At 65.8% G+C, this 12,325-nt stretch carries 9 protein-coding genes; 3 read left to right on the top strand and 6 right to left on the bottom strand.

What is annotated here, in order from left to right:
• Window positions 1-58: 58 nt before the first annotated feature.
• From B0E46_RS11195 to cutA, 4 genes are all read right to left on the bottom strand, one after another.
• A complete protein-coding gene (locus B0E46_RS11195; protein WP_077555872.1) occupies window positions 59-598 on the bottom strand; it encodes a TlpA disulfide reductase family protein in 540 nt (179 codons plus the stop codon).
• Complete coding sequence (locus B0E46_RS11190) at window positions 598-2,793, bottom strand: protein-disulfide reductase DsbD (protein ID WP_077555871.1); 2,196 nt, start codon at window positions 2,791-2,793, stop codon at window positions 598-600. Before B0E46_RS11190 ends, B0E46_RS11195 begins: the two co-directional genes overlap by 1 nt.
• 82 nt (window positions 2,794-2,875) lie before the next feature.
• Complete coding sequence (locus tag B0E46_RS11185; RefSeq protein ID WP_077555870.1) at window positions 2,876-3,787, bottom strand: DMT family transporter; 912 nt, start codon at window positions 3,785-3,787, stop codon at window positions 2,876-2,878.
• A gap of 116 nt (window positions 3,788-3,903) precedes the next feature.
• Entirely contained in the window at window positions 3,904-4,227 is a 324-nt protein-coding gene (gene cutA / locus B0E46_RS11180; RefSeq protein ID WP_077555869.1) for a divalent-cation tolerance protein CutA, read from the bottom strand.
• Window positions 4,228-4,461: 234 nt separating this feature from the next.
• Here cutA and B0E46_RS11175 point away from each other — a divergent pair, with 234 nt between their 5' ends.
• Entirely contained in the window at window positions 4,462-4,755 is a 294-nt protein-coding gene (locus tag B0E46_RS11175; RefSeq protein ID WP_007081521.1) for a co-chaperone GroES, read from the top strand.
• Window positions 4,756-4,877: 122 nt separating this feature from the next.
• On the top strand, window positions 4,878-6,530 hold the full coding sequence (gene groL / locus B0E46_RS11170) for a chaperonin GroEL (RefSeq protein ID WP_077555868.1): 1,653 nt from the start codon (window positions 4,878-4,880) through the stop codon (window positions 6,528-6,530).
• A 107-nt stretch (window positions 6,531-6,637) separates the two neighbouring features.
• Here the strand turns inward: groL and B0E46_RS11165 are convergent, their stop codons facing one another.
• Window positions 6,638-7,027: a hypothetical protein gene (locus B0E46_RS11165; protein WP_077555867.1), complete on the bottom strand. Its 390-nt coding sequence runs from the start codon at window positions 7,025-7,027 to the stop codon at window positions 6,638-6,640.
• A gap of 173 nt (window positions 7,028-7,200) precedes the next feature.
• On the bottom strand, window positions 7,201-9,099 hold the full coding sequence (locus B0E46_RS11160) for an LTA synthase family protein (RefSeq protein WP_077555866.1): 1,899 nt from the start codon (window positions 9,097-9,099) through the stop codon (window positions 7,201-7,203).
• Between the two features lie 197 nt (window positions 9,100-9,296).
• Between B0E46_RS11160 and glnE the strand changes: the two genes are divergently transcribed.
• A complete protein-coding gene (gene glnE, locus B0E46_RS11155) occupies window positions 9,297-12,158 on the top strand; it encodes a bifunctional [glutamate--ammonia ligase]-adenylyl-L-tyrosine phosphorylase/[glutamate--ammonia-ligase] adenylyltransferase (RefSeq protein ID WP_077555865.1) in 2,862 nt (953 codons plus the stop codon).
• The last annotated feature ends 167 nt before the right edge of the window (window positions 12,159-12,325 follow it).

Raw genomic sequence — 12,325 nt, 5'->3', positions numbered from 1 at the left:
GACGATGTTTGGCGGAGAAGTCCGGTGTTTCCGTGCGGCAGCGTATGTCGGCGATGATTCAGCGCCTGACTGGCGCAGGTGCCAGCCACTGTTCCAGCTCCGGTGCAGGCAAGGCCCCCGCTTGCGTGGCCAGGATGCTGCCATTTGCATCGATCAGGACGCTATATGGCAGTACTTCATGCGCATCGCCAAATTCCACCGTGGTGCTGGGAGAGTCGAGCTGACCCAGTAAAATCGGGTAATTCACCGGATGTGTGGCCAGAAAGGCGCGGATCCGGGCCGGTTCATCCATCGCAATTCCGAGCACGATCGCTCCCTGTTCGCCGAACTTGGCTTGTGCCCGGTTCAGTGCCGGCATCTCGTCCAGGCATGGGCCGCACCAGCTGGCCCAGAAATTGAGCAGCACGCGGTGGCCGCGATAGTCGCTCAGCGGGTGTGGCTTGCCGTCGAGATCGGCCAGGATCATCGCAGGTGCCGGCTGGCCGATCAGCTTGGAATCCGTGGACACAGGCTGCCGGTGGCGATGCTCTGCATATCCGCCAAGGGCGGCAGCCAGCACGGCCAGGCCGAGGATCAGCCTGTTGCTGCGATCGAGCATCAGCGGGCCGCCTCGGTCAGCGCCTGTTCGACCATCGAGGAAGTCAGCACGGTCGACAGCTGCTTGCCCGGGCCGCCATGTTTTGGAAACACCACGTAGAGCGGCACACCGGGCGAGTGGTACTGCTGCAGGAAGGCGCCGATGGTCGGGTTGACGTCGGTCCAGTCGCCTTTCATGTAGACCGCGCCGGTGCGCTTGAGCAGGTCGCGGAACGCCTCGGTATCCAGCACGGTATGCTCGTTCGCCTTGCAGGTGACGCACCAGTCGGCGGTCATGTCGACGAACACCGGCGTGCCGGCGGCGCGCAGTTCGGCCAGTTTGTCCGGGCTGTACGCGACAACGCCGTCCTCGCTCGCGGCAACCCTGGACGGCGCTGGCACGTGGGCGAGCAGATACATCGGAACCAGGGTGGCCAGCGCGAGGAGTGCGACCAGCGACCGACTGACCGCGCCGCCCGAGCGGTTGCGCTCGAACCACCACAACGTCATCGCCAGCAACACCATCGCCACCAGCACCAGGCCCACCGCGTCGGCGCCGCGCTGGTTGGCCAGTACCCAGACCAGCCACGCCGCGGTCAGGTACATCGGGAACGCCAGCACCTGCTTCAGGGTTTCCATCCAGCGTCCCGGCCGCGGCAGCAGACGTGCCAGTGCGGGCACGAAACCGATCAGCAGGAATGGCAACGCCAATCCGATGCCCAGCGCCAGGAACACCAGCAGGGCGGACAGCATCGGTGCGGCAAACGCATATGCCAGCGCGCTGCCCATGTACGGCGCGGTGCAAGGGCTGGCCACCACCACCGCCAGCACGCCGGTGAAGAAGTCGCCGCTCGGCCCGGAGCGCGTGGCAAGCGAGGCACCGGTATTGCCCAGCGTGGCGCCGAACTGCACCACGCCGGACATCGACAGCCCGACCGCCAGCATCACCAGCGCCAGTGCGCCAACTACGAGAGGCTGTTGCAGCTGCGTGCCCCAGCCCAGCGCGTGGCCGGCCGAGCGCAAGGCCAGGATGCCCAGCCCCAGCGCGGCGAAACTGCACACTACGCCGGCGGTATAGAACAAGGCATGGCGGCGCGCTGTCGCACGGTTCTCGCCGCTTTCCAGCACGCTGACCGCCTTGATCGACAGCACCGGCAGCACGCACGGCATCAGGTTCAGCACCAGGCCGCCGCCGAGCGCGAGCAGCAGCGCGGCGATCAGGCCGACCTGCAACGGAGCCTCGCCGAGATCGGCTGGCGGCGCTGCCGCTGCCGTGGTCTGGCTTGTGGCTGCAACCCCGCTGCCGAGGTCGATGCTTAGCGCACGCGTCATCAGCGGATAGCACAGGCCGCCGTCCTGGCAGCCCTGGAAGCTGGCCTCCAGCGTCAGTTGCCGGCGATCACCGAGATCACCCTCGACCGTTACCGGCAGTTCGACCTGGTCGAAGTACACAGTGACATCGCCGTAATGCGTGTCGTGATGTGCGGTGCCGGCCGGCCACGCCGGTTTCAGGCTGAGGCTGGCGGCATCCTTGAGTTTCAGCGCGGTCTGGTCGCGATACAGGTAGTAGCCTTTCGGCATTGTCCAGCGCAGCAACAACTGATGCGGGTCATGCGCCAGCGCTTCGAGGCGGAACGCCTGTTCGGCTGGCAACGGTGCGCTGTCCATGCCGGCGGGTGCGCCGCGTGCGCGGCTGCCTAGTCGCGCGAGCGCGGCGTCGAGTGGATTGTTGCCGGCAGATGGGTTGGTGCTGCCGAGGGGCGCCGGCAGCGGCAGATCCAGCTGTTCGGTATGCGGCGGGTAGCAGATCTTCGGATCGACCTCGTGGCAGCCCTGATACTGCACGCTCAGTTTCAGCCGCGTGGTGCCGGCAGCGACGGCGTACGGCAATATGGCGTCGATGCCGTGGTGGTACGTCTCGACATCGCCCAGGTATTCGTCGTGGTGCTTCTCGCCATCCGGCAGCTGAGGCTCGCCCAGCGTCACGCCGACGCCGGCCTTGAATTTCATGCGGCCGCGATAGAGGTAATAGTCCGGCGCGATCGCCCAGTGCAGCTTCAGCACGCCTGGCGTGGCGGCATCAGCAGCCAGCTTGTACGCCTCGGTGACCGGCAACAGGTCGGCGGTGTCCTGCGCCAGAGCGGTCTGCGTGCCCGCCAGCAGGACGAGCAGGATCGACAACAGCGCGGCCCGGTGGCCGTGGAAAATCGAGCGCATTGCAACTCCGCAGTTCTGGATCGTGTTTCGACGTGAACGCGGATTATGGCCCAGCTTTCGATCGGTGCCCTGATATGCGGCCTTATGCCTTTTCGGCCTGATCGAGCGGGGCGATGGTGCCCGCCCCGAAATGCAGCATGCCGGTGGTCAGCGCCACGCCGAGCAGGATCACCACGCAGCCGCCGGCCATGGCGACGGTGACCGTCTCGCCGAGGAACAGCGCGCCCCACAGCACGCCGAATACCGGAATCAGGTACAGCACCGCCATCGAGCGGGTCGAGCCGATGCGCGCCATCAGTCGGTAAAACAGCACGTAGGCTAGCGAAGTGCAGGCTGCAGCGAGGCCGAACATGGCGAACCATGCCTGCACCGTCGGCGCTTTCGCCGGCCATAGCCAGACGGTGAAGGGCAGCAGCAGGAGCGCGGCGGCGAACTGGCTGCCGATCGCCACGGTCATCGGCGTCACCACCTGCAGGCGGCGATGGCTGTAATGGGCGCCGACGGTGTAGCAGAGATTGGCGCCGACACAGGCGGCCATCGCCCAGCCGACCGAGCTGCCGCCATGACCGAAACCCAGGCTGCCGCCGATCAGCCACACCACGCCGACCAAACCGATCAGCAGGCCGCTTGCGCGTGAAAGGTCGAGCCTTTCGCCCAGCCATAGCCAGCCGGAGGCCGCCACCAGCAACGGCGCGATCGCGTCGAAGATGGCCGAGAGGCCGGCCGGCAGGCTTTGCGCGGCGTAGGAGAACAGGATGAACGGCAGCGCCGAATTGGCGATGCCGACGATGAGCACCGAGCGCCAGTGCGTGCGCAGCTCGGCCAGGCGCTCACGTGAGTTCAGCAACGGGATGGAGCAGATGGCCGCGCCGATCGCGCGCATGCCGGCCAGCGCCATGCCACCGAACTGGTTGGCACCCATGCGCATGAACAGGAACGAGGCGCCCCACAAGGCGCCAAGCAGCAACAGGGCGGCGGCGTCGGACTTTTTCATGGCATCGGTCGGAATGTGGCGGAGCACACAGGCTAATTCCGCGCACTGACAGGATCTGTCAGCAGTCTTGCCCGGACGCATGCTTGAGGCATGGGGTGTGCGGGACAGACGCCGCATCAGCCGCCGACGGTCTGCCGCACCCAGTCCAGATAAGCGGTGTGACCGAACTCCACCGGTACGGCGATCAGCTCCGGCAGTTCGTAGGGGTGCAGTTGCAGCAGGCGGCCTTTCAGCGCCTCGAAGCGTCCGGCGGTAGTCTTGATCAGCAGCAGTTCCTCGTCGTCGGTGGCCACGCCGCCTTGCCAGCGATAGGTAGAGCGGATGCCGGGCACACGATTGACGCAGGCGGCCAGCCGTTCACCCACCAGCGTTTCGGCGAGCACCTGGGCGCTGGCTGCATCAGGGCAGCTGCAGTAACAAAGCAGGACGGTGTCGTGCATGCCTTCAGCCTAGCGTGCGTTCGTGCGCTCCTCCAAATTTGTGGAGGCATGGAGCCGACGGCCCTTGAAACCCGTCCCTGCCCACCCAATTAGCTGTGCATCCCCGGTTCAAATGTTCTTGCAGCGGCGTGGCATACCCGTAAAATTGGCACTCATTAACCCCGAGTGCTAACAAGACTGCCGATCCGGGTCTTCAAAGCCTTGTCCCACCTCAATAGTCAGCTGGAGTTGTCCATGAGCACACTGCGTCCGTTGCACGACCGAGTCATCGTCAAGCGCCTGGAAGAGGAGCGCGTCTCCGCCGGCGGCATCGTCATCCCCGACAGCGCCACCGAAAAGCCCACCCGCGGCAAGGTCGTCGCCGCCGGCACCGGCCTGATCATGGCCGACGGCAAGGTGCGCCCGATGTCGCTGAAGGCTGGCGACACCGTGCTGTTCGGCAAGTACGCCGGCCAGGAAATCAAGATCGACGGCGAAGATCTGGTCTTCCTGAAGGAAGACGACATCGTGGCCGTGATCGAAGGCTGATAGTCGGGTTTGGGGATTCGCAAGAGCGCGTACCCGCAGCACGCTGATCCTCATACGGCTTCTGATCCTTCTGCTTTAAAAGCAAACCCCATTCTTATTCAATTTTTTGAGGCAAGAAAATTATGTCCGCTAAAGAAGTACGTTTCGGCGAAGACGCCCGCGCCCGCATGCTCAAGGGCGTGAACACCCTGGCCAACGCGGTCAAGGTCACCCTCGGCCCGAAGGGCCGCAACGTCGTGCTCGAGAAGAGCTTCGGCGCGCCGACGATCACCAAGGACGGCGTGTCCGTGGCGAAAGAGATCGAACTGGCCGACAAGTACGAGAACCTCGGCGCGCAGATCGTCAAGGAAGCCGCTTCCAAGACCTCCGACGTCGCCGGTGACGGCACCACCACCGCGACCGTGCTGGCCCAGGCGTTCATCCAGGAAGGCCTCAAGGCCGTTGCCGCCGGCATCAACCCGATGGATCTGAAGCGCGGCATCGACAAGGCCGTGGCGGCCGCCGTCGGCGAGCTGAAGAAGCTGTCGAACCCGACCGCCGACGACAAGGCGATCGCCCAGGTCGGCACGATCTCGGCCAACTCCGACACCAACATCGGCGACATCATCGCCACCGCGATGAAGAAGGTCGGCAAGGAAGGCGTGATCACGGTCGAGGAAGGCTCGGGTCTCGAGAACGAGCTCGACGTGGTCGAGGGCATGCAGTTCGACCGCGGCTACCTGTCGCCGTACTTCATCAACAACCAGCAGAGCCAGCAGGTCGAGCTGGACGATCCGTACATCCTGATCCACGACAAGAAAGTGTCGAACGTGCGCGAGCTGCTGCCGGTGCTGGAAGCCGTCGCCAAGGCCGGCAAGCCGCTGCTGATCGTCGCCGAGGAAGTGGAAGGCGAGGCACTGGCCACCCTGGTGGTCAACACCATCCGCGGCATCGTCAAGGTCGCCGCCGTCAAGGCGCCGGGCTTCGGTGACCGTCGCAAGGCGATCCTGGAAGACATCGCGGTGCTGACCAACGGTCAGGTCGTGTCCGAGGAAGTGGGCCTGTCGCTGGAGAAGACCACGATCGCCGACCTGGGTCGCGCCAAGCGCATCGTCATCACCAAGGAAAACACCACGATCATCGATGGTGCCGGCGACGCGGAGAAGATCCAGTCGCGCATCGGCCAGATCAAGGCGCAGATCGAGGAGACCTCGTCCGACTACGACCGCGAGAAGCTGCAGGAGCGCGTGGCCAAGCTGGCCGGCGGCGTGGCGGTGATCAAGGTCGGTGCCGGCACCGAGATCGAAATGAAGGAAAAGAAGGCCCGCGTCGAAGACGCCCTGCACGCCACGCGCGCAGCCGTCGAAGAAGGCGTGGTCCCGGGCGGCGGCGTGGCGCTGATCCGCGCGCTGAAGGCCGTCGAAGGCCTGAAGGGCGACAACACCGACCAGGACCTGGGCATCGCGATCACCCGCCGCGCGCTGGAAGCGCCGCTGCGTGCGATCGTCGCCAACGCCGGCGAAGAGCCGTCGGTGATCCTCAACAAGGTGAAGGAAGGTCAGGGCAACTTCGGCTACAACGCCGCCACCGGCGAGTTCGGTGACATGGTCGCGATGGGCATCCTGGATCCGACCAAGGTGACCCGTTCGGCCCTGCAACACGCCTCGTCGGTCGCCGGTCTGGCGATCACCACCGAAGCGATCGTTGCCGAGCTGCCGAAGAAGGACGAAGGCCACGGCCATGGCGGCGGTGGCATGGGCGGCGGCATGGGTGGCATGGGCGGCATGGACTTCTAAGTCCACCGTACAATGCAGTAAAGAGAAAACCCCGCCTTGGCGGGGTTTTCTTTTCTGCGGCAGCCGGACCGTGTCGTGTTGTTGTGCGCAGGAGTCGTCAGTGCCGCTCAATGGCCACTGGTATTGGCCGGAGCGCTGGCCGGGCTGACCGTCGCATTGCTGTTCATGGTCGCGGCGCTATCCATGGTGGCACCGGCATCCACGGTGGCACCGGCATCCACCGTCGCGCCGGCATCTATCGTGGCGCCCGCATCCACGGTGGCGCCGCGGTCGACGGTTGCCGAATGGGTGCCGAGGGTTTGCGCGCTCGTCGTCGTGCTGCCGCCGCGTGCCTGGGAGAGGATCTGGCTGAGCGTGCGTGTCGTGCTGGAAGGGGGCGTGCCGGCTTTTGCGCTGGTCGCAATTCTGCCGCTACTGCCCAGATTCACTTGGGCGAATGCGGGGGCGGCGAGTACGCAGGCGCCGACAACGAAGGCAGCTAGCATGGTTGTGCGCATCGGATGAATCTCCAGGATAAGTGTTTGCCGTGAAGTGCACAGTGCGAGGTTGCCTCATGGCATGTGGCGCATGCTAGGCCTTGCCCGCCCCAAGATGTCTGAACAAGGCGATCTGCGATTCAGTCGACAGACAGCCCGGCAGCATCGCATCGTTCGATCGTTAAAAGTCTTGATCAGGGCGGCAGCGCGGCAGGAAGCGGTTGTCCGGATGGCGGGTTGTCGATGTGGGCAATGCCGCCGGCAGAGGGTGTTTCGGCCTTCGGCAGCAGCTTGTCGAGTTTGCCGCTCATGCGCAGCTGGTTGACGCTGGCCATGGCATCGTCGAGTTTCCGTTGCTCGCTGTCTTCGTCCGGTGGCGTGGCTCCGGGTGCTTCGGTCAGTGCGGCGAGCTGCGGGCCGACCAGGCCAGTCAGTGCGAAGTAGGCATCATCATGGATGCCGGCCTGTGCGAGCAATCTGCCGGGAAGCAGCCATGCGGCCGTATCCTCATGCAGCGGCTGGCCCTGATAGTGCGGGTCGACCAGCAGCCACGTGCCTGCCTGGCTCAGCATGTCCTTGTCGTCGACGAAACCGGTGACCTCGTAGCTGCTGCTGAGCGCCGGCAGGTGATCGCCATAGAACAGCACCAGGCTCGGCCGCTGGCGCTGCGCCAGCCATGTCACCAGCCGGCCGAGTTCGGCGTCGGCGTGTTGCAGGTGGTAGAGATAGGTCTGCAGCTCCTGCTTGTCCGTGCCGGCGATGCCGTCCGGCACCGGGATGGCATCGCGCTCGGCACGGTTGGCCGGTTCGACATCGTAGGGGCCATGCGCCTCGATGCTGATCGCGAAGATGAATTGCGGCGGCCCGCTGTCCTTCAGCTGGCGCATGATCTGGTCGGTCATCGCGCTGTCGGCCATGTACTTGCCGTCCGTCGGCGCATGGGTGGGGAAGGATGCTTGCGACACGAAGCGGCTGAAGCCCAGCGACTTGAACGCCGTGGTACGGTTCCAGAAGGCGGGGTCGTTGCCATGCAGCGCGGTGGTTTCGTAGCCATGTGCGTTCAGCGCACGCACCAGGCTCGGCACGGCCTTGTGGCTCATCTGCAGGTAGGGGAATTGCAGGTTTTCGAAGTAGCGCAGCGACAGTCCGGTGAGCACCTCGAACTCGGTGCGGATGGTGCCGCCGCCGAAGGTCGGCACATGCAGGGCGCCGCTGATGCCGTGCGCGGCCAGCCGGCGCAGGTTGGGCGCGAAGTTGCTCTGCTCGTAGCCGCGCATGATGGTGGGGTCGAAGAACGATTCGCTCTGTATCACCACGATGTCGGGCAGCGCCTCGCCCGTGCCGGGGGTGTGCATCGACTGCTGCAGTGCGGCGGCGGACTGGCCGATCAATCGCGTCGCAGCGGCGCCGTCGAGCTTGCGCCTGCCCTGGCCATATTGCAGGTGAAACATCACCAGTGAGCTGATCAGGCCGGAATGCTCGCTGGTGGACGAGGCCGACCACGGCTCCAGCCAGAGTACTTTGCCGTTGTAGATATTCGCCCAGGCGGACTGGCCGACCAGCAAGCTGGCCAGCGTCGCCGCCAGCACGCTGCCGGCCAGCAATCGCTTGCCGCGGGTGCGTGGCGGGAACAGCGGTGGCTCATGGCGCCACATCGCGACGATCAGGGCCAGCCCGGCCAGCAGGCCGAGGTATGGCCACGGGCTGTGCGGCAGGTAGCCGAATAGCAGGTGTGCGCCACCTTTGCGCAACTGGCCCACCATGCGGAAATCATCCGGCAACAGCGGGGTGCCCAGGTTCGCCACCTTCAGCAGGTTGACGGCATACACCAGGCCTTGCAGCAGGAACGCCAGCCCGAACGACAGCAGTGCGCGACGACTGATCATCAGCAGGACGCCGGCCAGCAGCAGGCCGGGCCACGCATTGGCCAGCGGGAAACGTGGTTGATCGAGTATCTGCGACGGGGCCACGCCGATGCCGCCATCCAGCAGGCCGGTCAGCAGCACGAATGCCAGCGCCAGCAACAGCAGCAGCGCGCTGCGGGTCGCCAGCGCGCGCCAGGGGCGAGAGTGGCCAGTGGAATTCAACGACATGGCAGTCCTGCGGTTGCTGTCATGGAGTGGACACAAAAATGTAATTGCATCCAGATGAACCAAGTGTTGGCGCCGGACCGGCAAGTTTCGAGCCGGTGGGTGACGTTGTACAACGTGCCGTCGCGGCAACGGTGTACCCGGACTCCCGGCACTCATTCGGCGCAGCATCCCTTGCCGCACTGCGGCACAATGGCTGGATGCCTGTTCATGAATCCGCTGCGCTGCGAGCGCTGATCGACGACCGCTACGGCGAACTGGTGGCCCGCTGCCGTGCCGCGGGCGTGCCCCTGCACGACGATGCCGGCGTGGCTGAACGCATACGTCGCACCCTGCTGGCCAGCGACTTCGCTTTCGATGTGTGGTGCCGCCAGCCGCAATGGCTGGCGCCGCAGGGGCTGGAGCGCCTGCGCTCGGGCGGCGATGCCAGCGTGCGCATCGATGCCATCAAGCTTTCCGGCGACGAAGCCACCAGCATGGCGGCATTGCGGCGCTTCCGGCACGCCGAGGCGTTGCGGCTGGTGTTCCGCGACGTCAATGGGCTGGACGAACTGCCGGAAACCCTGTCGGCCACCAGCGTGCTCTACGAGGCCCTGCTCGGCGTATCGCTGGACTGGTCCGAGCATGCGCTGGCGACGCGCTACGGGCATAGCCGCACGCATGAAGGCGTGCGGCAGCGGCTGCTGGTGATCGGCTTCGGCAAGCTCGGTGGCAGCGAACTGAACTTCTCCTCCGACATCGACCTGGTGCTGGCCTACCCGCACGGTGGCCAGACCGACGGTGCACGCCCGCTCGACAACAGCGAGTACTTCATCCGGCTCGGCCGCCAGCTGGTGCGCCTGTTGAACGAGCCGACCGTGGACGGCATCTGCGCGCGGGTCGACCTCCGGCTGCGTCCGTTCGGCAACGCCGGCCGGCTGGCATTGTCCTTTTCCGCGATGGAGCAGTACTACCAGAGCGAGGGGCGCGATTGGGAACGCTATGCCTGGATCAAGGCGCGCCCGGTCGCCGGCGACCTTGCCGCCGGCAAGCAGCTGCAGGAGCTGCTGCGTCCGTTCGTGTATCGCAAGTACCTCGACTACACCGCCTTCGCCGGCCTGCGCGAGATGAAGGCGTTGATCGATGCCGAAGTCGCACGCAAGGACCTGGCCGACAACCTCAAGCTCGGCCCTGGCGGCATCCGCGAGATCGAGTTCATCGTGCAGCTGACCCAGCTGATCCGCGGCGGCCGCGAACCCAGCCTGCGCGTGCGCGGCCTGTTGCCGGCGCTCACCGCCTGCGAGGCGCGCGGGCACATCGGCGCGGCGCGCGCGCGCATGTTGCGCGAGGCGTACATGTTGTTGCGCCGGGTGGAGAACCGCGTGCAGATGCTGCGCGACGCACAGACCCATGACGTTCCCGATGACGCATTGAGCCGCGAGCGCCTTGCACTGAGCCTCGACTATCCCGACTGGGACAGCTTGAATGCGGCGCTGGCCAAGCATCGCGCCATCGTCAGCGAGGAATTCGCCGCGGTGCTGATGCCGCAAGGCGGTGCCGCTGCCAGCGTGCCGGCCGCCGATCGCGTGCTGTGGCAGCGCGCCTGTGCCGAGTCGCTCGATGCCGGCGTGCTGGAAGCTTCCGGTTTCACGCCTGGCGCCGAGCTGGCCGAGGCCTTATTGAAACTGCCGCAGGCCGCGCCGGTGCGCGCGATGTCGGCGCGCTCGCGTGAACGGCTGGACCAGCTGATGCCGCAGCTGTTCGCCGCTGCCCGCAGCAGTGCCGCGCCGGTAGCGTGCCTGCTGCGGCTGTGCCGGCTGATGCAGGCGGTGGCACGCCGGTCGTCGTATCTTGCCCTGCTGGAAGAACAGCCTGCCGCGCGCAAGCGGCTGGTACGCCTGTTCGGCGACAGTGCCTTCCTGGCTGAACGGGTGATCGTGCAGCCGTTGCTGCTGGACGACGTGCTCGATCCACGCATCGACCAGCTGCCGTTCAAGCGCGCCGACATTGCGGCGGAAATTGCCCGCGTGCTGACCACGCTGGAGGAGCGTGAGGCCGAGGCGGAACTCGATCGGGTGAACGAATTCAAGGCATCCACCGCATTCCGGCTCGGCCTTGCCTTCAACGACGGCCGGGCCGATGCGGTGGCCACCGCGCGCCGACTGGCAGCCTTGGCCGAATCGGTGGTGGGGGCCGTGCTGGCGCTGGCGGAGCGCGAGTTGATCGTCCAGCACGGTCGCTTGCCTGGTGCAGGTTCCGGTTTCTCCGTACTCGGCTATGGCAGCCTGGGCGGGGAGGAGCTGGGTTTCGCTTCCGATCTGGATCTGGTGTTCGTCTTCGACGGTCGCCGTGCGCAGGCGTTGAGCGACGGCGCGCGCCCGATCGAGGGTTCGCGCTGGTACCAGCGATTGGCCCAGCGCGTGATGAACTGGTTGACCGTGCTGACCCGCGGCGGACGTTTGTACGAAGTCGATGCACGACTGCGTCCGGACGGTTCCAAGGGGCTGCTGGTCAGCAGTCTCGATGCCTTCGCGGCCTACCAGAAAAGCCGGGCATGGACGTGGGAGCACCAGGCGCTGCTGCGCGCTCGCCCGGTGGCTGGAGATGTGGCGCTCAATCACGAGTTGGCCGAAGTGCGCCGCGAAATCCTCGCGGTGCCGCGTGAGCGCAGCACCGTGCTGGAAGAGGTCAGCAGCATGCGCTCACGCTGGCGTGCCGAACGCGATCGTTCGGATGCGAACCAGTTCGATCTGAAGCAAGGCCACGGTGGTCTGCTCGATATCGAATTCGCCCTGCAAGGTCTGGTGCTGGCGCACGCGGCGCAGCATCCCGAGTTGCTGGCGGTCACCGCCAACGCCGCACTGATCGAGGCCTGTCGCGCTGCCGGTCTGCTCGACGCCAATCAGGCTGCCATCCTGACCGTGGCGCATGCCGACCTGTTGCGGCGTGCACTGGCCTGCACGCTCGATCTGCGCTCGCGCATCACGCCGCGCGATGCCGGGCTGCAACAACTGTGCGGCAGTGTGCGAGATGTCACGGATGCGCTCGGCTTCGCATTCGGCCGATCCGCTCATGCGGTGTAGCCCGTCCGGAGCACGAGGTTAGTTGTGCGGGGCGGAGATATCTCGAGTGCCGTCAAGATGCGCAGGCATTCCCTGCAGGATCCTGCGTGCCTTCCTTTCGAAAATGGTCATGTCACGCAACGACTCACGAGGCTGTTGCGTTGGCGGCACTGCGAAAGAGCCGGCGG

Origin of the sequence: Rhodanobacter sp. B04 (assembly GCF_002001125.1) — a bacterium.
Classification (GTDB): Bacteria; Pseudomonadota; Gammaproteobacteria; order Xanthomonadales; family Rhodanobacteraceae; genus Rhodanobacter.
This window is presented reverse-complemented; position numbering and strand designations above follow the sequence as displayed.